Source organism: Brevibacillus composti, from assembly GCF_016406105.1.
Classification (GTDB): Bacteria; Bacillota; Bacilli; order Brevibacillales; family Brevibacillaceae; genus Brevibacillus; species Brevibacillus composti.
Window position 1 is genome coordinate 3,804,981 of record NZ_CP066308.1, and the last position, 21,896, is coordinate 3,826,876.

General features: G+C 55.9%; 20 protein-coding genes and 1 pseudogene. 9 read left to right on the forward strand and 12 right to left on the reverse strand.

All coding sequences use genetic code 11. From position 1 onward, the window contains the following. Nucleotides 1-39: 39 nt before the first annotated feature. Together larA and larE are read left to right on the forward strand one after the other, a co-directional pair. A complete protein-coding gene (gene larA, locus JD108_RS19120) occupies nt 40-1,320 on the forward strand; it encodes a nickel-dependent lactate racemase (protein ID WP_198827542.1) in 1,281 nt (426 codons plus the stop codon). Further along, nucleotides 1,317-1,898: pseudogene (gene larE, locus JD108_RS19125) on the forward strand (ATP-dependent sacrificial sulfur transferase LarE); the annotation flags it as partial. The gene larA and the pseudogene larE, both read left to right, overlap by 4 nt. A gap of 127 nt (nt 1,899-2,025) precedes the next feature. Here larE and JD108_RS19130 read toward each other — a convergent pair. Further along, nucleotides 2,026-2,721: a hypothetical protein gene (locus JD108_RS19130; protein WP_198827544.1), complete on the reverse strand. Its 696-nt coding sequence runs from the start codon at nt 2,719-2,721 to the stop codon at nt 2,026-2,028. A 104-nt stretch (nt 2,722-2,825) separates the two neighbouring features. Between JD108_RS19130 and JD108_RS19135 the strand changes: the two genes are divergently transcribed. Then, the gene (locus JD108_RS19135; RefSeq protein WP_198827545.1) at nt 2,826-3,116 is read left to right on the forward strand and encodes a hypothetical protein; all 291 of its coding nucleotides are present in this window, start codon (nt 2,826-2,828) and stop codon (nt 3,114-3,116) included. A 13-nt stretch (nt 3,117-3,129) separates the two neighbouring features. Here JD108_RS19135 and JD108_RS19140 read toward each other — a convergent pair whose 3' ends face one another. Together JD108_RS19140 and pdxR (JD108_RS19145) are read right to left on the reverse strand one after the other, a co-directional pair. Continuing rightward, a complete protein-coding gene (locus JD108_RS19140; protein WP_198827546.1) occupies nt 3,130-3,513 on the reverse strand; it encodes a DMT family transporter in 384 nt (127 codons plus the stop codon). Nucleotides 3,514-3,553: 40 nt separating this feature from the next. Continuing rightward, the gene (gene pdxR / locus JD108_RS19145; protein WP_198827547.1) at nt 3,554-4,975 is read right to left on the reverse strand and encodes a MocR-like pyridoxine biosynthesis transcription factor PdxR; all 1,422 of its coding nucleotides are present in this window, start codon (nt 4,973-4,975) and stop codon (nt 3,554-3,556) included. A gap of 101 nt (nt 4,976-5,076) precedes the next feature. Between pdxR (JD108_RS19145) and JD108_RS19150 the strand changes: the two genes are divergently transcribed. Beyond that, the gene (locus JD108_RS19150) at nt 5,077-5,658 is read left to right on the forward strand and encodes a GNAT family N-acetyltransferase (protein WP_198827548.1); all 582 of its coding nucleotides are present in this window, start codon (nt 5,077-5,079) and stop codon (nt 5,656-5,658) included. Between the two features lie 120 nt (nt 5,659-5,778). Here the strand turns inward: JD108_RS19150 and JD108_RS19155 are convergent, their stop codons facing one another. The 5 genes from JD108_RS19155 to JD108_RS19175 form a co-directional block, all read right to left on the reverse strand. Further along, nucleotides 5,779-7,215, reverse strand: coding sequence for a ribonuclease H-like domain-containing protein (locus JD108_RS19155; protein ID WP_198827549.1), 1,437 nt, complete (start codon nt 7,213-7,215; stop codon nt 5,779-5,781). Further along, nucleotides 7,205-9,487, reverse strand: coding sequence for a DEAD/DEAH box helicase (locus JD108_RS19160; RefSeq protein ID WP_198827550.1), 2,283 nt, complete (start codon nt 9,485-9,487; stop codon nt 7,205-7,207). The genes JD108_RS19155 and JD108_RS19160 overlap by 11 nt, the downstream gene beginning before the upstream one ends. Nucleotides 9,488-9,684: 197 nt before the next feature. Continuing rightward, nucleotides 9,685-10,740, reverse strand: a complete 1,056-nt coding sequence (locus JD108_RS19165; RefSeq protein ID WP_198827551.1) for an RNA-guided endonuclease TnpB family protein — start codon at nt 10,738-10,740, stop codon at nt 9,685-9,687. Nucleotides 10,741-10,743: 3 nt separating this feature from the next. Next, nucleotides 10,744-11,142 (reverse strand): IS200/IS605 family transposase, encoded by a 399-nt coding sequence (gene tnpA, locus JD108_RS19170; protein WP_198827552.1) that lies wholly within the window; start codon nt 11,140-11,142, stop codon nt 10,744-10,746. A gap of 452 nt (nt 11,143-11,594) precedes the next feature. Continuing rightward, nucleotides 11,595-12,053 (reverse strand): DUF2167 domain-containing protein, encoded by a 459-nt coding sequence (locus tag JD108_RS19175; protein WP_407649447.1) that lies wholly within the window; start codon nt 12,051-12,053, stop codon nt 11,595-11,597. A 17-nt stretch (nt 12,054-12,070) separates the two neighbouring features. Here JD108_RS19175 and JD108_RS22625 point away from each other — a divergent pair, with 17 nt between their 5' ends. Both JD108_RS22625 and JD108_RS22630 read left to right on the forward strand, forming a co-directional pair. Continuing rightward, nucleotides 12,071-12,421, forward strand: coding sequence for an NAD(P)/FAD-dependent oxidoreductase (locus tag JD108_RS22625; RefSeq protein ID WP_198827553.1), 351 nt, complete (start codon nt 12,071-12,073; stop codon nt 12,419-12,421). Then, complete coding sequence (locus tag JD108_RS22630) at nt 12,408-12,926, forward strand: NAD(P)/FAD-dependent oxidoreductase (RefSeq protein WP_198827554.1); 519 nt, start codon at nt 12,408-12,410, stop codon at nt 12,924-12,926. Before JD108_RS22625 ends, JD108_RS22630 begins: the two co-directional genes overlap by 14 nt. 102 nt (nt 12,927-13,028) lie before the next feature. Here JD108_RS22630 and JD108_RS19190 read toward each other — a convergent pair whose 3' ends face one another. Further along, a complete protein-coding gene (locus JD108_RS19190) occupies nt 13,029-13,217 on the reverse strand; it encodes a hypothetical protein (protein WP_198827555.1) in 189 nt (62 codons plus the stop codon). A gap of 169 nt (nt 13,218-13,386) precedes the next feature. Here JD108_RS19190 and pdxR (JD108_RS19195) point away from each other — a divergent pair, with 169 nt between their 5' ends. The 3 genes from pdxR (JD108_RS19195) to JD108_RS19205 all read left to right on the forward strand — a co-directional run bounded on the left by pdxR (JD108_RS19195) (nt 13,387) and on the right by JD108_RS19205 (nt 17,000). Further along, a complete protein-coding gene (pdxR, locus tag JD108_RS19195) occupies nt 13,387-14,856 on the forward strand; it encodes a MocR-like pyridoxine biosynthesis transcription factor PdxR (RefSeq protein ID WP_198827556.1) in 1,470 nt (489 codons plus the stop codon). Nucleotides 14,857-14,902: 46 nt separating this feature from the next. Continuing rightward, on the forward strand, nt 14,903-16,531 hold the full coding sequence (locus JD108_RS19200; protein WP_198827557.1) for a formate--tetrahydrofolate ligase: 1,629 nt from the start codon (nt 14,903-14,905) through the stop codon (nt 16,529-16,531). Between the two features lie 169 nt (nt 16,532-16,700). After that, entirely contained in the window at nt 16,701-17,000 is a 300-nt protein-coding gene (locus JD108_RS19205) for a hypothetical protein (RefSeq protein WP_198827558.1), read from the forward strand. Between the two features lie 45 nt (nt 17,001-17,045). Here JD108_RS19205 and JD108_RS19210 read toward each other — a convergent pair whose 3' ends face one another. From JD108_RS19210 to JD108_RS19220, 3 genes are all read right to left on the reverse strand, one after another. Further along, nucleotides 17,046-18,746 (reverse strand): methyl-accepting chemotaxis protein, encoded by a 1,701-nt coding sequence (locus tag JD108_RS19210; RefSeq protein WP_198827559.1) that lies wholly within the window; start codon nt 18,744-18,746, stop codon nt 17,046-17,048. 215 nt (nt 18,747-18,961) lie between these two features. Further along, the gene (locus tag JD108_RS19215) at nt 18,962-19,918 is read right to left on the reverse strand and encodes a tyrosine-type recombinase/integrase (RefSeq protein ID WP_198827560.1); all 957 of its coding nucleotides are present in this window, start codon (nt 19,916-19,918) and stop codon (nt 18,962-18,964) included. A gap of 477 nt (nt 19,919-20,395) precedes the next feature. After that, complete coding sequence (locus JD108_RS19220; RefSeq protein WP_198827561.1) at nt 20,396-21,769, reverse strand: amidase; 1,374 nt, start codon at nt 21,767-21,769, stop codon at nt 20,396-20,398. Between the last annotated feature and the right edge of the window lie 127 nt (nt 21,770-21,896).

The following is a 21,896-nucleotide window of genomic DNA, read 5'->3' on the forward strand; positions in this document are numbered from 1 at the left end:
TGCACAAGTCCAAAGTCTTTGGATGAAAAGGAGAGAATCATGAAAACGACATTGCTGTACGGTAAACACGGTTTGGAAATAGAAGTGCCAGACGACTCCGTGATTCTGGAGCCGAAGAACCTGCCTGGACTGGCAAATGATGAAGAGGCGGTACGGGAGGCCCTGCGCAATCCGATCGGCTGCGCTCCCCTGCGCGAACTGGTGCGCCAAGAGGACAAAGTGGCGATCGTCATCAGCGACATTACCCGGCCCACGCCCAACCACAAGCTGGTCCCCTGGCTGATCCAGGAGCTCTCTCACGTTCCTTTGGAAAACTTCGTGGTGATCAACGGCACCGGCACCCATCGCGACCAGACGCGCGAAGAGTTTATCCAGATGCTGGGCGAGTGGGTCGTGGACAATATCCGCGTCATCAACCACCACTGCCACGAAAAAGACGAGCTGGTCAAAGTGGGCGAGAGCCGCTTCGGCTGCGATGTCTATCTGAACAAGGAGTATGTGGAGGCTGATTTCAAGATAGTCACCGGCTTTATCGAGCCGCACTTTTTCGCCGGATTCTCCGGCGGGCCCAAAGGCATCATGCCGGGCATCGCGGGAATCGAGACGATCCAGACCTTTCACAATGCACGGATGATCGGCGATCCGCTCTCCACCTGGGGCAATATGGTGGGCAACCCCGTCCAGGACATGACGCGGGAGATCAACGCCATGTGCAAACCGGACTTTATGCTCAATGTCACCTTGAACCGGGAAAAGGAAATCACCGCCGTATTTGCCGGCGAACTGTACGAAGCCCATGACCGGGGATGCGCCTATGCCAAGGAGCATGCGATGATCCGCTGCGATCACCGTTTTGACGTGGTGATCACCTCCAATTCAGGCTATCCGCTGGATCAGAATCTGTATCAAGCGGTCAAAGGCATGAGTGCGGCCCATAAGATCGTCAAAAAAGGCGGCGCCATCATCTGCGCATCCGAATGCTCAGACGGCCTTCCCAATCACGGGAACTACGCCAGCATCCTGAAAATGAGAGAGACGCCGCAGGAGATTCTGGAGATGATCAACGACCCCGGCTTCAAGATTTTTGACCAGTGGCAGGTGCAGAAGCAGGCCGTCATTCAGGTCTGGGCGGATGTCTATGTCTATTCCTCGCTGTCCGACGAAGATGTGAGAATGGCCAAGCTGATCCCGACCCGCGACATCGAGAAGACGCTGGCGGAATTGAAAGCGAAGTACGGCGAAAACATGAGCGTAGCGGTGCTCCCGCTCGGTCCGCTGACCATTCCGTACGTGGATGAAGACGAAGGAAATACGCCATGACCGCCGAGCAAAAGCTGGAAGCGCTTCGGGAGATGATCAGAAGGCTGGATCGCGTCGTCGTTGCGTTTTCGGGCGGTGTGGACAGCACCTTTTTGCTGAAGGTGGCTGTGGAGGTATTGGGGCCGGAGCGGGTGCTTGCGGTGACTGCTGATTCGGAGACGTATCCTTCCTCAGAGCTGGAGGAGGCCAAACGGCTGGCGCTGCAGCTGAATGTCCCGCATCAGGTGATCGAGACATCGGAGCTGGCGATTCCCGGCTATGCGGAGAATACCGCGAACCGCTGCTATTTTTGCAAAAAGAGCTTGTTCGAGCATCTCTTGCCGATCATGGAGGAGAAGGGCTATCAAAATGTGGTTTACGGCTTGATCGCCGACGACATGAGCGAGCACCGGCCCGGGACGCGTGCCGCCCGGGAGATGGGGGTCCGCGCGCCGCTGCAGGAAGCCGGGCTGTTTAAGGAAGAAATCCGCCAGCTTTCGCGCGAGCTGGGGCTTCCCACCTGGAACAAGCCCTCCTTTGCCTGCCTCTCTTCGCGCATCGCCTATGGCGAACAGATTACGCCAGAAAAACTGACGAAGGCAGCATGAACCAGGTGTTGGTTAGCGTGGCAGCAGCTGAATAAAATATCTTGTCTCGCGAGCCAGAGTGTTCATCTGGCTCGCTTTTTTCTCGGGGGACTGCCTGATGAGGGCCACCGGGACAGCCTCACTGCCGCTCCCGTACGATCTGCTGAAACAGCCGCTGGAATTCCGGCGAGGTCCGAAAGGCGTACAAGCGCTGTTCATAGCGGAGCGTCAGATAGCTGCCGTCTGCCGAGACGCGAAAATCAAGCCGGCGAAAGCGCTCCATCCCTTCCTCGTGATCCTGATGCAGATTCATGCTGTACCTGGTATCCCTCCCTCTCTGGTCATCATTCTCCTCCACATAGGCAGACTGACGAAGCGCCTCGTAGATCCCCCTGCCTTCCGCGTCATCTTCCGTGAGAAAGGAGAACCTCCTCCCTTCCCGCTCAAACAGGAGATTGAACCCTTTTCCCGTCAAGTCCCGGTTCAGGTAAGTCGCCATCTCGGTGCGGGGATAGCGGGCATCTTCCACCCAGTCGGCCACGGGCAAAAAGCTCGCGGCGAACAGAATCCCCCCCAGCCAGACAGCGCGGAGCTTCGCCTGTTTGTTGACCGTCGTCCGCTTCAACAAAAGCGCGGCGAACACCAGCCCGAGTGGCAAGTGAAACTGATTCAGGGAAAGACGAAACATGGCCAAATACGCATAGCCGATCAGCTTCCACGGCAGATGCGGCTCTTTTTCCCTGGGCGTGCGTACCCAGATGATGCAAAGTGCGAGCAGCATCGCGGCATAGACCAGCATATTTACGATCAACAGCGTATCCTTGCCGTATTGCAAGCCTTCACGCTCCTCTCCTTCTTGATTGCCGTTCCTTTTTTGACTATGGTAGTACAGGAAGACATTGCAGCCCCCACTTAGAAAAACGAGGAGGTCCGATCGCGATGATGCTGCTTACGGCTGTTACCTTTATCCTGTTGTTGGTCTCCCATCTGTTCGTTTATCTTACCATTCAGAAGAAATCGACGGCAAAGCTGCTTTCCTTCTTTGCCGTGTACCTGGTCCTCGCCAGCCCGCTCGTCTACATCCTGGTAAATGCCCGGCAAAACGAATTCGCCGGAGCCGATATCGAACTGGGCATCGGCTTTTTGTTCACCTGGGCCGCGATTATCGTGCTGTGCGCGGTCGGTTTCTTTCGGGTCGTGAAAAAGCACATGAAGCCGGACGAGATCTAGGGAGAGCCGCTCGTCAAGAGACGCCACTCTGATTGCCCGCCTCGCTGCTGTTTGTGGCCAGCGGGGCTCCTGCCTTCTCGCCGCCGCTGTCCAGATTCAGCAGGACGCAGCCGAGGATGATCAGGAGAATCGCTACGCCCTTTAGCAGGCTGAACGAATCCTTGAACAAATAGACCCCGATGAGCGCGATGGCTGCCGTGCCGAGACCGGACCAGATGGCGTATGCCGTGCCGACTTCCAGCTGTTTCAGCGCCAGACTCAGGGACGAAAAACTGAAAAAATAGAGGACAAACATCGCAATCGTCGGAATAGGTTTGCTCATCCCCTCCGACAACTTCATCGAGGTGGTCCCCGCCACCTCTAGAAAGATAGCCAGGAACAGATAGAACCAACTCATGATACTCCTCCTTCTCACAATCGCTCTGTAAAACGCCTACCTATCCCCACCAGACCCGCGTCAGCGCTTCGATGCCCGGCTCGATCCGATCCAGCTCGATTCCCGCAAATCCGAGGATGAACTCTTTTTCCTCCTCTTCCATCCGGGGGGTCATCCACGTGTAGGCGGTCGATGAGAGCCGGATGCCCGCTCCCCTCGCCATCCGGGAAAGCTCTCGCTCCTCCAGATGATGCCTGACGCGCAGCACCAGATGAAAGCCGGCATCTTCTCCCAGCAGCACCGCCCGCTCGCCCATATGCTTTCGTACGGCCTGCACGAGGACGTCATGCTTTTTGCGGTATACATTGCGCATCCGGCGCACATGTCTTTCGAAATGCCCCTCCTGCATGAACAGCTGAAGGGTATGCTGGTGCAGGGGCGATGCGGACTGCTCCAGCAGCAGCTCGCGGAGCAGACGGTCATACACCGGGAGCAAATCGACCGGCAAAACCATGTAATACACACAGAGAGCCGGGGCCAGCACTTGCGAAAAACCGCCCATATAGACCACCCGTGCATCCGGGACCAGCCCTTGGAGCGCGGGCACGGGTCTGCCGTGGTAGCGGAACTCGCCGTCGTAATCGTCCTCGATGATGTAGCTCCCCGTCCGCTGCGCCCACTCCAGGAGCCGCAGTCTTTTGGCGATTGGCATAATCATGCCGAGCGGGTATTGGTGCGAGGGCGAGACCGAGACTAGCTGCACCCCGCTTTGCTCTACCTCTCCTACATCTAGGCCATCCTCTTCCAGCGGAATCGGCACCACCTCATAGCCGTTTTGCCGAAACGTGGAGGGCAGCAGGGGATAGCCGGGATTTTCTACGCCTGCCCGCTGCACGTCCCCTTTCAGCATCTGCGCGAGCAGGGACAGAAGCCCGTGCTGATCCGCTCCGATGACGATCTGTTCCGGCGAGCAAACCACGCCGCGCAGCTGCAAGAGATAGCGGGCCAGCTCCTGCTTGAGACCCGGCTCCCCCTGCGGATCTCCGTAAAAGAGCATCTCCTGATTCTCTGCAGTCAGGACGCGGTTGAACAGCCGCCGCCATAAGGCAAAGGGAAACTGGGAAAAGTCGTTTTTGGAAAGGTGAAAATCATACGGGTACGGCGAAGTGTCCCGATGCGGGAGACGCTCGACGGCGATCTTGTTTTCCGGTTCCTGATCCCGGTGGAGGTGGAGATCGGACATGGGCTGGACATAGTAGCCGCTTTTGGGGCGGCTGCTGATAAAGCCTTCGGCGATGAGCTGCTGGTACGCCGTCTCTACCGGCGTCGTGCTTAATCCGAGGGCATCTGCCAGCTTTCGAACAGACGGCAGCTTATCATGCTCCGAGAGACTGCCCGCGATGATCTGCCGCTTGATTTGCTCGTAGATTTGGAGATAGTGAGGCTTCCGGCTCGTTTCGTCGATCTGTGGGGTGAACAGCATCTCTCTTGCCTCCATCTGTCCTTTTCTTTTTCTCAAATCTGCCTATTTTTGAGTATACACTTTTCCGCTATAGTAAGCCTATCTAAAGGAGGCATTCCATCATGCAAACATTCGAAAACAAACCCGTCCGATTCCTGGGGGGCGAACGCGTCTACCTCCGCCCCGTCGAACTGGCCGATACCGACCTGTACTTTTCCATGCTTTTCCATCCGCAAGCCCGCCGCCTGACCGGCACGCAGAACAGCTTCACCCGCGAGCAAATTCACCGCTACCTCGACGGCAAGTCCAAGGATTCCTCCAGCCTCTTGCTGCTGATCGCCCTGCGCGATAACGATGAAGTAATCGGCGATATCGCCCTGCAGTCGATTGACCAAACAAACCGCAACTGCAATATTCGCATCGCCATTCCGCAGCCGCAGCATCAGAGCAATGGGCTGGGCAGCGAAGCCATGCGGCTGCTCCTGGACTACGGCTTCGGCATCTTGAATCTGCATCGGATCGAGCTGAACGTCTTTTCCTACAATGCGCAGGCGATCCGCGCATACGAAAAAGTCGGCTTCACCCAGGAAGGCGTGCAGCGCGAAGCCCTCTATTACAACCACGAATACCACGACTCTATCCTGATGAGCATCCTGGCCCGTGAATATCGGGAAAAGTACGGCAAACCCGCGCCGCAGGCGTAGACGGCCGCCAAAAAGTTGCCCGATCATAAATTAACCCGCGAGATTTGTCCCGCGGGTTTTTGGATTGGATCGAAACCAACAGCGCACGATCTTTGTCCTTTCCCATCTCCCTGTCCTTCTTTACACCAAGCCCGGGCCGTATTCCGCCTGATCAGCCGTCCCTTGCGCCGCTTTCTGCGCCAATCGCTCCAGCCGCTTCCGGTAGGCGGCTTCCTCCGTTTTCGAACGGCGGCGGAGCAGTGCCGCTTTCTGCCTCCACCGCTCGTAGGCGCGCTCCGCACAGAACAGAGCCCGTTCGAAGTCTTTCACCTGGTGTTCGTACAGTTTGGCCATCTCGGTCAGGATCTCTTCCGAAAGCGGAGTGCCCGACTGGCTGACCTCCTCCCAGAGCTGGAGCGCTTGCCGCCATTCCTTCCGCTTCTTGTAGCAGCGCCCCATCGCGATCTTTGCCTTGTGATGCAGCTCAGGAGCACGATCGGCGGCCTGCCGGTACGCCTCCATCGCCCGCTCCAGATCGCCCAATGCTTCATACCACTGTCCGACCTTGTAACGCTCCTCGCCGCTCCCCTCTGCCTGCTCGCGGGCCAGGAGCAGGGCGGAGAGATGGATGTAGAGCGTGATCAGAGACAGGACGTCAATCTCGTTGTGGCGCAGCACACCCGCCACCGTATCCGGGTCCTGGTCCGTCAAAAAGTCAAAGTAGCGAATCGGCGCCAGGTGTCCCGGCACGTCATCCTCCCGCACGACCCCCAGCTTCTCCCGCTCAATCAGCGAGAGGCGGCAGGACTCCAGATCCTCCCGCCAAAGCCGCCGGGCGCCGTGCAAGAGATCATAATGGCCAAAGCTCGGCAGCCTGGGGACCAAATCGCGCAGCAGCGTATGTCTCGTCTTCACCTGCGGCCAGTCGAAGGACTTGCCATTGTACGTGACCAGATCGGTCGCCGTCCGCGAATCTTGCAAAAAGGAGTGGTACAGCGCCGCCTCGGCATGCGGAGCGGCCAAAAAATGCTGGCGGACGACCACCTCATCCCCCTCAAAGCGGCTGTGTCCCAGCAAAAAGACGGTATTGCCCGCCCCGCCGTGAAGGCCGGTCGTCTCCGTGTCAAAAAACAAGAGATCCTCCGCCTGCTTCCCCGCCGCCGACAAAGGGTGCTGCAATCCGGCCTGCTCCCACGCCGCCATCGTCTCGTGAAGTGCAGAGAAAGCGTACCGCCCGTGCCGCTGGCTGGCAGGGTAGCGCAGCTCCCGCACCATCACGTATTCATCCTCCCAGACATAGGGCCGGGCGCTAAGGTCCAGCCATTTTTGCAGGAAGGGGATGGCTGCCGATGCGGCCGCCGGCCCGTCGGCCGGAGCCGCCGGAGCTGCATGTGCCGCCGCAAGCACTTCCTCCGGTGCCGCCGGAGCCATGGGTGCGATTGGAGCCTCAGCCTCCGCGACCCCATCCGCCGGCGCCTCCCGGACAGCAGCCGCACCATCTCCGGACGACGGGGGCGGATTCTGGGCTTCCCGGGTCAAATGCCCCTTGAACCGATTTAGCTTGCTCTTAAGAGACATGCAGGCTTCCTCCCTGCGCTACCCGCAAAAGCGACAGGGCCAGCTCCTTGCCGCCTTCCTCCGCCGCCCCGACGCAGGACGGACAACCGCTCTCGCACGGGCAGGAGAGGATCAACTCCTCTGCCCGGAAAAGGATGGTATCCATCTCCTTGTACACCTGCTCGGACAGGCCGATGCCGCCGGGATAGCGGTCGTAGAGGAAGATCGTCGGCGCTCCCGAGTGGATGGCTTTCCGCTGGGGAATGACGTGCAGGTCCATCCGGTCGCACATCACGAACAGCGGCGCGACGTGCTGGAGGACATGCGCCAGCCCCACCAGACCGCGTTCCACCTCGCTTTTGCCCACGGTCTCCAGGATCGACTCCGAAAAGCTGAGCCAGGCTGCATTGGTATGCAGCTCCTCCTCCGGCAGGTGGATCGGACCGGAGCCGATGTTTTCATGCGTCTCGAACTTGATCTTCTTGAAGATCGTCGCCATGGCATTCACCGTCACCTCGCCGTAGGCGAATTCCATCTCCGGCAGCCGCCTCGTCTGGTCTTCCTCCAGCACCTTCAGCTGGACAGCCAGATTGGCGTCAGTGTAGTAGTCCACCTGCACCTCGCGCACATACGCCTTCTTTTCCTCGTAATCCAGCTTCTCCACCTGATACTGCGTCCCCTGATGCAGGTAGATCGCCTCCTCATGCAAGAGCGTCATCGAGCTGAAGCGGTCCATCTCCCCGATCACTTTTTCATTGCCCCGCTCGGAGATGTCGATAATCACCACGTTCTCCTGCGAGGCCGAGCGCAGGCTGATATTGTGGGCGGGGAAAGAGTCGTTCATCCAGAACCATTTCCCCTTGGCGTGATGCAAGATTTGTTCTTCCGTCAAAAATTCGAGAATTTCCATGATCTCCGCGCGCCCAAAGCGGTCTCCCTTGGAAAAGGGCAGCTCGTAGGCCGCGCATTTAATGTGGTCGACGAGGATGATCAGATTGTCCGGATTGATCCGCGCTGTTTCCGGGCTGCGCTCAAAGAAGTACTCCGGGTGCTGGATGACGTATTGATCCAGCGGCGTGGAGCTGCCGACCAGCACGACGACCGACTCGTCCTGCCGCCTGCCCGCCCGGCCCGCCTGCTGCCAGGTGCTCGCCACCGAGCCCGGATAGCCCGTGATCACGCATACCTGGAGCTGACCGATGTCGACCCCGAGCTCCAGCGCATTGGTGCTGACCACCCCGATGATGTCCCCCTGCCTGAGCCCGCGCTCAATCGCCCGCCGCTGACTGGGTAGATACCCGCCGCGATAGCCCTGAATGGTCTTCTCGCCCAGCTTTCGCTTGATCAGCTCCTGCAGGTATTTCAGCAGAATTTCGACCCGGACCCGGCTGCGGGCGAACAAAATCGTCTGGATCCCGTTGGTCAAAAAGGCGGCTGTGATGTCGCGCGCCTCCAGCGTCGCGCTGCGCCGGATGTTGAGCTGCTTGTTTACGACGGGAGGATTGTAGAACAGGAAATGCTTTTTCCCCGTGGGAGCGCCGTTGTTGTCCACCAGCACGACCGGCTCCTCGACCAGATTCTCAGCCAGCTCCCGCGGATTGGCGATCGTCGCCGACGTGCAAATAAATTGCGGCCGGCTGCCGTAAAAGGCGCAGATGCGCTTCAGGCGGCGTATCACATTGGCCACGTGGCTGCCGAAGACGCCGCGGTATGTATGCAGCTCGTCGATGACGACGTATTTCAAATGCTCAAAAAAAGAGACCCACTTGGTGTGATGCGGCAGGATCGCCGAATGCAGCATGTCGGGATTGGTAATGACAATATGTCCCGCCTGGCGGATCGTCTGCCGGATTTGCGCCGGGGTATCCCCGTCATACGTGTCCGACTTGATCGACAGCCCCATCTCTCCGATCAGCTCATGCAGCTCGCTTTTTTGGTCCTGGGCCAGCGCTTTCGTCGGAAACAGGTAGAGGGCGCGGGCATCGGGGTCCTCCGTCAGCGTCTGCAGGACAGGCAGATGGTAGCACATGCTTTTTCCCGATGCCGTCGGGGTCACCGCCACGATATGCCGGCCTTCTCTGGCATGGCGAAAGGCCGTCTCCTGGTGCGTATAGAGCGCCGGTATCCCCCGCTTGATCAGCGTCTCCCGGATGCGCGTGTCCAGCCCGGCGGGAAATGGCACGGTCACCGCCTCCCGCGGAGGAATCGTCGTCCAGTGCACGATATTTTGGGAGTAGCGTTCGTCCTGGCGGAACTGCTCCAGGATTTCCGCAATCGTCAGTTTTCTTTTCACGTCCGCACACCAACTTCCCCTCTATTCTACGAATATATGTTCCGGGTTTGAGACTCCCACGGCTAAAGCCGCAAGCTGACGCCTTTGGTATCCGTAGGATTCTTGGGTGGTAGTCGGAAGTGCATTTCTGCTATCCGTAGTTCCCCCAAGTTCAGGGCTGTCTCATCAGCCCGTCCTAAGACAGTGCGTATAGCATCTTAGGCTGACAGACTGTTACCATCTGTCACAGGTTGACGCATGATATTCATCGCTCCAACCCGATCACGATGAGCATGGAATCCGCATGAACATTCGTACTTTCTGTCTCTTCCCTGGTTTCTCTCCCCGCAGACAGGACAAGATTGAGAAGTGTAGGCAGGATTAACCTTCACAACCTTTATGCCGAAAAGGCTTGCTTTGTAGGAGATGAATTGTTGCAGCTGATAGAAAGTCCAACGATGCAGATTCTTTGCGTGTTTACGGCTTGTTCTTGCCGTCTTGCGAATATTCTCTAGTCGTTCAAGCTTGATAATTGACACGCCTTCTTGAACCGCTGTATTGACAATTTGACGACTGATCTTATGATTTTGGTCTTTCATCCAACGTTGTTCCTTGTTCCCAAGTTTCCGAATGGCAGACAACTTTTTGAGTCTACCTAATTTACGCCTCCGTTGCTGGTACTTTCTGCGTATGTACTTGTTCTGTCTGCCATTTCCAAAAAATCTGGTCTTCCCCGTGGATGTTACAGCAACTGCAGGAACTTTCAGACCAAGATCAATACCCATCATGTGTTCACCGTTCGATTCGGCGGTTGGAACTTCTAACGAAATTTGAGCGTACCATTTTCCTGATTTTTCAACGATTCGCATCAGTCCAAGCCTGGCTTTACATAACAACTCCATATCCCGATACGTTGGATTCGCACGAAATGCTGTCTTCTTTGTCTTACCATCAAGAACGATAGGAAAGGCAACTGTATTTTCAGAGATAGAATAGTTTTGATTGTTGATAAAATAGACAGGTTTTTTAAGAATTGGGCGAATGCCCAACTTCTTCATTTTTCGGTACACACGCTCGGCATCACGAATGGCTTGATTACAGACAGCAGAGGGAAGGTTGGATTCTACATCTTTGGTTGTCACTTTCGGAAACACTCCAAGTTGTTCCGCCTGTTCACTCAGTTGGTTAACTACCCGAACATACTCTTTACCTAACTGGCAAAGAAGATCTGGTTGATCAGGAAATATGCGAATCTTAACGGTTAAGGCTTGCATGTTTCACCCCCTTTTCTTTTGTTCTTCCACATAACGCTTTACAGTTTCACTTGATACGTTTCCTGCTGTACTGACGAAATAAGAGCGTGTCCACAGACTAGGCAAATGAGCAAGATGCTCGAATTCTTGCCTTAGTATTCGAGAAGTCACTCCTTTCACTTTTGCCATAACGTCTGATGGAGAATGGGTGGGAAGACAGTTTATGAAAAGATGGACATGATCTGACATCACTCCCAATGCCAAGATATGCCAGTCATTCTCTTGGCATATTTTTTCAAGTATTTCCTTGAATCGAATTCCCACCTGCTTCACGAATACTTTTCTTCGATAACGTGCGCAGAAAACGAAATGATAATTGATTAAAGATACTGTGTTAGCTGTACGTCTATATTCTTGTCCCATACAAACACCGTATCAGTTTTGCGATTAAACTACAACAAACTGACAAAAAGAAACATACTCGCACACATGTTGAGAGTTTGCTCTGCTCATCCCGTACAGGGATGTTCGGGCCAAGCCGTCTTTCATCCCACGATTAAACCGTGGGCTTTCAGTCGGCAATTACTGTAACCCATTAAAGGGGGTTATAGAAGGCCTTTACGTGAAAAAAGGCACCGAGACGGCATATGCCCTCGGTGCCTTTCCTTTTTACTTTTTCGCGATGCTCCCCAACCCGCTTTACATCGATGGCGGCTGTTGGGTCGGCGGTCTTTCCCCCTGATCGGTCGGGGAGTGCTCCCCTGTCTCCTCCGTCGATAGTGGCTGTTCGGCGGAGAACTCGCCTCCGGCCGTACTCTCCGTCTTCTTTTTCCGCCCAAACAGGAATTTTCCGATCGCCCCGATCGCAACGACGATCAGGACCCAGCCTTTTTCAAGAACAACAACAAGACCCCGAGCAAGCCCGCTTTTTTCGCCAGCGCCACGCCCAGCCCGCCCAGGACGAATCCGTCCAATCCAAACTCGGCGACTTTGTCCGTCGAAGCGTCAAAATCTTCGTAGCGGTTTCCTTCTTTGACATGAAAAGTAGGGATGATGGCTTCTTTCAATGTTTTCTTATCCTGATCCAGATGAGCCGGATCAGTAATCAGCAAAAAGGAGACAAAACCTTTGCGCGTCAGCATCTGGACATTGTAGTTTACCAAAGGGTTTTTCTGTGCATCCTCCCCGAGCATGGACCACTCGAGCGTATGTGTTTTTTCATCATAGAAGGGTTCGACATTCCATCCGGTGACATAGATCCGCTCTTCCGGAGCCCGGTCTTCATTGGCCGCCTCTGTCCCTTTTTTATAGCTGTCCAGGCCTCGACGCCGAATTTCTGCGCCGGGACAGCTTGTACTACGCCAGCTCGGATAAGGATGTAGACCAACTGCGAAAGGATTACGAGATTTTGAAGCGGCACGGCTTTGCGGTGGAGTACTGGGAAGAAAAACAGCTCAGCCGGCACTACCCCTTTTCCCGCCCCGCCGCCATCTACAGCTATGGCGAAGCGGAGCTGAATCCGTACACCTTTACGCTGGGACTGCTCGAAAAAGCGCGGGCAAGCCGCGTTCGCATCTTTGAAAACACCAAAGTGACGGGAAGAAAGAGGGAAAAGGACGGGAGCAGTCTGATCCTGACGGAGCGGGGACATCGGATCCGAGCCCGTAATGTGATCGTGGCCGCCGGGTGTGAGGGACCCTGAGTTCAAGCGCGAGAAAAAAGCATCCGTCATCAGTACATATGCAGTGATCACCCAGCCGGTACACGACTTGTCGGCATGGTACAAGCGGACCCTCATCTGGGAAACCGCCCGCCCCTACATCTATATGCGCACGACCAAGGATAACCGGGTCATCATCGGCGGACTGGATGAGACGACGGCTTCGGCGGACAAGCGGAATTCCCTGCTGACCCAAAAAAAGAACAAGCTGCTCCAGGCATGCCGCCAACTTTTTCCCGGTCTGCATCTGCAACCCGCCTATTATCTGGCTGCCTTTTACGGGGGGACGAACGACGGCTTGCCGATGATCGGCATCTACGATGAGTACCCGGACTGGTATTTTTTATTTGCTTATGGGGATAGCGGGATTGTTTATAGCATGATGCTGGCTAAAATGCTGCGGGATGTGATTGTGGCCGGCACGCACCCGGATCTTTCGCTGTATCGGCAAAACCGTTCGGCCCCGCACGCCGAGCCGATGGTTTGAAGGAGACCGCAGGCAAAACGAAAAGGCTCCGCCTGTTTTTCGGCGGAGCCTTCTTCCTACCCTTTCGTGGGCACATGTCCTCGCGTGGATGACACGCACAACTCAGGTAAATACATATAGAAAAATCACGATCAGGAGTACGGCACACAAGCCATAGTAGACCCCCATCCTTTTCCAATGACCGAGAGCTTTGGAACCGTATGGCTTGTCTTTGGGGCCAAAGCCGACCAGCAGTGTGGCGACCAGGCCTACAGCCATAATTACAATCACGAGTATCATCGGAGTTGTCATGACTGCCTCACTCTTCTTTCTTTTTTTGCATTTTGGCAACGATGCCCTCTTTCCACTTTTCATTATCCGTCGACTTTGTCACAAAAACACCATCCAGTTGGGGTTTATTTTGACCATCCACTTCCCTATCCTTAGAGGTAAGAATGCAGATTCGAAGGGAGGTTTCCCTATGCCTGTTTGGAATGAGCCCAAAAGACGGCGCCCGGCTCTCTACAAACAAATTGCGCAGGATCTCGAGAGGCGAATCTCCAGCGGGGAGTTTCCGCCAGGCAGCAAGCTGCCATCCGAACGGACACTGGCCAAAGAATGGAACGTCAACCGCAGCACTGTCGTCTCCGCCTATGAAGAACTGAGGGCTCTCGGGCTTATCGAACGAATGCAGGGGAGCGGCTCCCGGGTCAGCAGCGACATCTGGGGATTGGCCCGCCATCGCCTGCCAAACTGGCCAAAACTGGTGGAAAACGGCGCTTTTTTGCCCAATGCCCCGCTGCTCCGCCACATTCGCAAAGAGACGCTGGATCACGATCTGATCGACTTCGCCAGCGGGGAGCTGTCTCCTGATCTCTTCCCGGCAGCCTCCTTTCGCCGCATCCTGTCTGAGCAGCCTTTTGACTGGCAGCTTGGCTACGACCACCCGCAGGGAAGCCCTGAGCTGCGAGCGATCATCGCCGAACACGTCAGACAGGAGCGCGGCATCAATGCCACGCCTTCTTCGATCCTGATCACGTCCGGAGCGCAGCAGGCGCTGTACCTGGTAATCCAATGTCTGCTAAAACCGGGTGACGCCGTTGCCATCGAGGACCCGTCTTATTGCTACTCCTTGCGCTCCTTTCGCTCTGCCGGGTTGAAACTATGTTATCTGCCGGTAGATCGGGACGGAATCAATCCGGATGATATCCTCGCCCTGCATCGCGAGCATCGCCTGAAAATGGTCTTTCTCAACCCTCATTTTCAAAATCCGACGGGAGCGACACTCTCCCCGGCACGTAAGCAGCGCGTGCTGGAGCTGTCTGCCGAACTGGGCATACCGGTGATCGAGGATGATCCGTATTCCATGACCGCTTTTTCCGGGACACCTGTCCCTACCTTGAAATCCCTGGACCGAAATGGCACCGTCCTCTACATCAGCTCCTTGACCAAAATCATCGCTTCCGGACTGCGGATCGGCTGGGTGATCGGCCCTCAGACGGTGATCGAACGCCTCGCCGACGCCAAGCAACAGGTTGATTTTGGCCACAGCATCTTTCCGCAGTGGGTCGCCCACCAGTTTTTGCGCTCCCCCGACTACGAGGGACATATGGATCATTTGCGGGCAGCGCTGCACGCAAGACGCGAACGCTTTGTCAAAGCACTCCGGGAAAAGCTGGGGAATGAGGTAGAGCTGTTCCTCCCCGAAGGAGGCATTCATCTCTGGTGCCGGTTCCGCAATGAGCTGGACGGGAATGCGGTGTTGACAGAGGCCATCCGCCGCGGAGTCGTCTTTGTACCCGGAAATGTGCTGGGCACAGACAAGCATGCCATCCGTTTTACTTTTGGCCGGGCGGAAGAGAAGTCGATCGAGGAAGGAATCCAGCGTTTTGCGGAAGCATACCGGGAAGCTGTTCAGAATTTTTCAAGGACATCAGACCCCCTCTGTTGAAATAGAATATGATCGAAAAAAAGCATTCTATGGAGGCATCCATTTTATGAAACCTATCGCCGACATTGCCAAGCTTGTGGATATTCACGAAGAGGATTTGGAGCTATACGGAAAGTACAAGGCCAAGCTCTCTCCTGAGCTGTGGGAAAAGGTGAAGGACCGGCCTGACGGCAAACTGGTCCTGGTCACTGCGATGAACCCCAATCCGGCAGGAGCGGGCAAGACCTTGACGACCATCGGCTTGTCGCAGTCATTGAACAAACTGGGCAAGAGAGCTATCGCCGCCCTCCGGGAGCCTTCGCTGGGACCCTGTCTCGGGATGAAGGGAGGAGCCACCGGCAGCGGCCGGGCCCAGATTCTTCCCGCCGACGAGATCAATCTCCACTTTACGGGTGATATTCACGCCATCACCTCGGCCCACAACCTGCTTGCGGCGATGATTGACAACCACATTCATCACGGCAATGAGCGCAGGCTGAATCCGAAAAAAATCGTCTGGAAGCGTGCCATGGACATGAATGACCGCGCCCTGCGCAACATCGTGATCGGGCTGGGAGACGGAAATGGACAAACCAGAGAGGACGGCTTTTTGATTACCACCGCCTCGGAGATCATGGCGATTCTCTGCCTCAGCGAAAGCCTGGCGGATCTGCGCGACCGGCTGGGCAAGATCATCATCGGATACGATCTGGATGACAAGCCGGTGACACCCGCCGATATCCGAGCCGTTGACGCCATGTGTGTCCTGTTGAAAGACGCCTTGAAACCCAATCTGGTGCAGACGGCGGAGGGCACCCCGGTGATTGTGCACGGCGGACCTTTTGCCAACATCGCCCACGGCTGCAGCAGCGTCATCGGCACCCGGCTGGGGCTGAAGCTGGCCGACTACGTTGTAACCGAAGCGGGCTTCGGGGCCGATCTGGGCGCGGAGAAATTCTTTAACATCAAATGCCGAAAAGCGGGGCTGACTCCCTCTGCCGCTGTCCTGGTCGTCACCGTTCGCGCCTTGAAATACAATGGCGGCATTCCGGTTGCCCAGCTGCATGAGGAGAATCTGGATGCTTTGCGTGCCGGCTTCGCCAACGTCCAAAGGCATGTGGAAAACCTCCGTTCCTTTGGCGTTCCTGTCGTGATCGCGCTCAACAGCTTCCATACGGACACCGAGCAGGAGCAAAGCGAAGTAATCGCCCTGTGCCAAAAGCTCGGAGCGGACGTCGCGCTCTCCCGCGTCTGGGCGGAGGGCAGCGAAGGCGGCATCGATCTGGCTGAAAAAGTGATTCAAGCTGCACAGTCCGCCTCTTCCTTTACGTATTTGTACGAGGACCAGCTCCCGATCCGCGAAAAAATCGAGAGGATCGTGACCAAGCTGTATCGGGGAGCCGGTGTCCGCTTCTCCAAAGCAGCCCTGCAGACCATGCGGAAAGCCGAAGAGATGGGCCTCTCCCATTTCCCGGTTTGCATGGCCAAGACGCCTTATTCGTTTTCGGATCAGCCCGACCAGCTCGGAGCGCCGTCCGATTTTACGATACAGGTCAGCGAAATCCGCATTTCCCAAGGCGCAGGCTTCCTCGTGGTGTTGACGGGCAGCCTCGTCACGATGCCCGGTCTACCCAAAAAGCCCGCAGCGGAATCTGTGTTTCTCAATGAGGATGGAGAGGTAGAGGGATTGGCTTAGGGGTCAAAAAAGGTGCGGGGGCATGTACCCCCGCACCTTTTTTCAAGCGATTGTCCGACTCCTCACTTGCCCGTGCTCCTGACTCTCTCTACAATGGATGAGTGAAAGGAAACATCACCATTCGGCCGCAAACCAACCGCATCGACCAATACACGCAAAGGAGACGGACATGGATCGAAAAAAATGGGAAGAGAAAATCGTGGAAAACTACCAGCGTGACGAGGGCATGATGATCCTCGTGTTTGCCCAGTGGTGCGTCAATCACGGACTGGATGCACACGAACTGTACCGCCGGGCCTATCCTGGGCAGACTGCCAACCCGCTGCTGCAGCAAATGGTGGAGCTCACGGTGCCAAAAGAAGAAGCGGAGGAGATACCGGATCAGACCTTGCTCGGCGTCCTTTCTCTCTTCGGGAATGATGACCTGGCCTTCGTCGTGCAGGAGGAGATCAACAGACGTCCGGCCTAGATCCGGCGATCCGCCAAACTCCCGCTCACAGACCGCTAGACACCGCTAGACGCGGAATCGAGCCACCAAGGAGCGCAGCTCTTCCGCCATTTCGGCCAGAGATTCAGCCGAGGAAGTGACTTCCTCCACGCTGCTGAGCTGTTCCTCTGAGGCAGCCGATACATTTTGCGAGCTGGCTGCCACCGTTCGGGAACCGTCCAGAATCATGTGGGCGGATGCCGTGACGTGCTGGCTGCTGGCAGCAATTTGTCTGGAAGCGGCAGTGATGGCCTGAACCCTCTCCGATACCTGCTCGACGTACGATTTGATCTCGCTAAACTGTTCACCTGCTGTATGTACGGTCTGAATGCTCTCTTCCACTTCGGAAATCCCCTTTTCCATGCGCTCGACCGTCTGCTCGGTGTTTTTCTGCATGGCGCCAATCAACTGGATAATCTGGTCGGCGGAACGAGCCGACTCTTCCGCCAGCTTGCGCACCTCATCGGCGACGATGGCAAAACCTCGCCCGTGTTCGCCCGCTCTGGCCGCTTCGATCGCCGCATTTAGTGCCAGCAGATTGGTTTGCGTGGCGATCCCGGAGATGACCTCGACGATCTTGCCCACCTGCTGAGAGTGATCGCCCATGTCCTGCACCGCTTTTGCCAATTCTTGAATCGTATGATCCAGCGCATCCATTTGGGAAATCGCCTGCTGAATCGTTCGGTTTCCTTCTTCTGATTTTTGCGATGCCTGCCGCGACAAAGACGACGTCATTTCCGTCTGTTCGGCGATGTGCTCGATCCCCAGCGCCATCTCATTCATGGCCTCCACGCTTTCTTCCGCGCCTCTGGCCTGTTTCTCCGCCGTCAACACCACTTCCTGAATGCCGGAGCTGATCGTTTCCGAAGCCAGGCTGGTTTGCTCGGCACTGGCTGACAGTTCTTCTGAAGAGGCTGCGACATTCTCCGCGCCGATGTTGATTTGTTGAATCAGATTGCGCAGATTGGCCGCCATGTGGTTAAAGGAGCGAGCCATCTCCCCGATCTCGTCATTGTTTTTCACGCGAAGCTCGTCCTGGGTCAAATCCCCTGCCGCCACCAGTTCCGCCGCCCGGGCGACCTGAACGATCGGTTTGGCGATCATCCGCGACATGAAGTAGCCGATCAGAATAGAGAGCACCAATGCCCCCGCGCTGAACCAGACGAGGTTGGCCGTGGCCGTGTCCACAGCTGCCGAGTTGGCCCTGCTGCCTTCCTCCATCGATTGCAGCTGACTGGTCACGATCTGGTCAATCACCGGTTCCAATTTCCTTCCGAGAGGCAGGACCTGCTGCATGAAGTACTCGGTCACTTTCGCCGAATCTTCCTGCCTGTCTATCATCTGCAGAAGTTTCGTGTACTCCTTTTTAAAGTCCTCGCTTGCTTTGGCAAACTCCTGCAATACTTGTTTATTCTCATCGCTCTGAAGAAGGGCCTCCATATTCTTCATGACTTCCTGAGCCTGTTGTTCATAGCTTTGCAGATTGACGGCAAACTCTTTTTCCCCCGTCATGACATATCCCCGCAAGCTGTTGGACTGTTTTACGGAGAGCACCTGCAGGCTTTGCGCATGCCGCAAGATAACTGCCCGCCTGTCCACCAGGTCCGAGTAGGACTCGTCTACCTCCGTAAAGTAGATATACGCTACTCCTGCCGTCAACGCCAGCAGCAGTGCAATACTTAAAAAACCGCCAATCAGTTTTTGCCCAATCGTGACTTTCCGCTTCATCACCCACACCCCTTACCGGTTCGTTAGTACGTCACTACAAGTTCCAACTGATTTCAACGGGTCAAAACGGCTGAAAGAAGCGACAATTTGTATGCGTTAGGTCCCGCTGACCTCTCTTTGTCGTACAATGTTTGTTGTGCGACAAAATTCAACAAAATTCAACCCAATTATAGATAATTGTCCCAATTCTATCAACTATCATTGTGAGCAATATCCTATTGCTTTAGACTCAGTGCTTCTTTCAGGCAGTTCTCGACAAAGTCGGGAGCTGCCTTTTGCAATTGTTCGACCGTATGCAAATAACGCTGGGTGGTCGTGATCGACGCATGCCCTAAATTCTCTTGCACTTGCTGAAGAGAGGCACCGCCCAGCAGGGCAAGGGTCGCATTCGTATGGCGAAGCCAATGTGGCGTGACTTTTTTCCCGATCTTGCTGTTCTCCCGGGAGATTTGGATGATGCGTTCCACTTGCCGCACAGACAGCGGGAACACGCGATCCTCAACATTTTTCGCGGGAAAAGTCTCGGCGTATTCTTTGTACAATTGCCACAAGTTCTGTGGAACTTTTACGTCCCGTTGCTTGCCGCCCTTTCCCCGCTCGACGGAGAGCCAGATCGAGGATTCGGCTGGATCGGTATAAAAATCCTTCCACCGCATATGCGTCAGTTCGGACACGCGCAATCCCAGCAGCACGAGAGTCAGGCCGATCAGATAATCCCGCGCTCCTTGCGCTTTTAGCTGGTTCAGAAAGAGGACGGTTTCCCTCTGTGTCAAAAAGTGATGTTTGCTCGTGACTGGTACTTTGGGAGAGCGCGTCGACGAAGTGGGGTCCTGCGGAAACAGCTTCAGATTCGGGTCGCATCCCCATTTGTAGAGGGAGCGCAGGGGAGCAAGCAGACTGGCCACCGTCGCCGGCGCCAACGGTTGGCCCCTTTTGCCGCCAGGACCTTTGGACAAGCTGTATTGGTAGGACTCGATATCTTTCCAGGTCACTTCGCGAAGCGGTTTGTAGGAGATAAACGCACGGAATTGAGCGATGGCTCTCTGATAGTTGCGAAAGGTATAGGCGGAGTTCGTCCGGATGTGTAAAAAAAGCGAAATCGCCTGTTCGTCGGTAAGGTTTCCGTTTTTTATTTGAACCCATTCGTTTGTGAGTAAGCTGTCTTTTGCCACAGTTCAAATATCCCCTTTCTTTGTCGCACAACAAACATTGTACGACACCGTTTCATAAACCCGACAGATCCCATCACTACCAGAAAACAGGAACTCCCCTCTCCCATCTCCACAAGTTTTTCTATCGATATCCATAAAAGAAAGCCGTGAGCTTCACGGCTTTTTTCATGGGTGCTGCGCTTCCCGGGAAAAGTGTCTTTCCTCGGTGCTACGATCCCCCCAAGGAGGAGCGTCTATGGTATTCGCCGGGGAACGACTCGCACCGGACAGCTTGCTTTATGCAGCACCCCATGGAAGACAATCCCCGGATCATTCCCTTACTCACGCTGAAACCCCTGGTTCCCCTCATGATCGAGCGGGCATCCACGGCATTATTTTCGTCCCGACTCTCATATAAACCATGTTTCAGGCCCGTCTGTAAATGGATTTTCGACGTTTTTCTCTAATTTGTAATAATCGGCCATCTCCGGCCCATGCTCACTTTTCGATGGCGCCGGTCGCTGTCTCATAGGCATAGCCAAACTGGTACAGCTTCGCCTCCTGCCCATGCTCCCCGATCAGTTGGAAGCCGATCGGCAAGCCCGTCTGCGAAAAGCCGCAGGGCACAGAGAGACTCGGATTGCCGGTAAAATTGGTCGGCGAGGTCAGCCGCAGCAGAGCCGGACGAACCCCGTCCGGATGATCGCCGATCATGATGTCCCGCTGCCCGATATCTGTCGGCAGAATTGGCAAGGTCGGCGTCAACAGGACATCCGCCTCACGGAACACCTCGTTAAACTGCGCCAGCAACTGGCCGCGGCGCTGTTGCACCTGCACGTATTGGTAGCCCCGCACGTCTGTGCTGTCCATCAGTCGCTCGCGCACTTCCGGCTGCAGCGCATCCGCGTGATCGCGCAAGGTCCGCTCGTGGATTGCCGCAGCTTCCGCCTGAATCGTAATCCGCTGTCCCTGCATCAGTTCATCGATCCCCGGCAGATCCACTTCCCGAATCTCCGCGCCCAGCTCCCGGTATACGGCAGCCACCTGCTGGATCGCCTGCTTGATTTCCTCTTCGACATGCTGGTAGTACCAGAGGGGCAAGCCGATCACTTTTCCGCGCACGCTCTCGCCGAGCAGCGCCGCGTAATCATCAGCTGGCTGGGTGAGCGTATAGGGATCGTTTTCATCGTAGCCCGCCAGCAGTTGCAAGAGCGACGCATTGTCCCTGACGCTTTTGGTCATCGGGCCAACATGGTCCAGCGTATAGCCGAGGTCAAACGCGCCGTACTTGCTGACACGGCCAAAGGTCGGCTTCATCCCGACGATGCCGCAGGCGGCCGCCGGAATCCGCACCGATCCGCCCGTATCCGTCCCCAAGGCGGCATAAGCCAGCCCGGCTGCTACCGCTGCACCGGAACCGCCGCTTGAGCCCCCTGTAATTTTCCGGGGATCGTGGGGATTGCGGGACGGCCCAAAAAAGGAGACGTCTCCGGTCGGCCCGTAGGCAAATTCATGTGTATTCGTTTTGCCGATGACGATCGCTCCGGCCTGCTGCCATCTGGTCACGGCAGTGGCGCTGTAAGCGGGTACGAAGTGCTCGTAAATCTGGGAGCCCATCGTCGTGCGGACGCCCTCCGTAAAAATCATGTCCTTGATGGCAACCGGAATCCCATGCCAGATCCCTTTCCACTCCCCCCGCATAATCTCGGCCTCCGCTTGGGCCGCCTCCCGCCGGGCCTGTTCCGCACAAATCGTAATATAAGCGTTCAGGGTCTCATTCTGTTTCTCTATCGCCTCCAGCGTCTGGCCGACGATTTCGACCGGAGATATTTTCTTCTCCCGAATGGCTTTCGCCAGTGTGTACACATCCATGGTCTGAACCCCTCCCCTGCTTTCTTTCCTGCACGGTATCGAATCTATCATACCCCTTTCAAAAAGGACGGTCTACGCTAATCAGGAGTCTCGGACCGTCTTTTTATGCAGCCGGATGGCGCAAGGG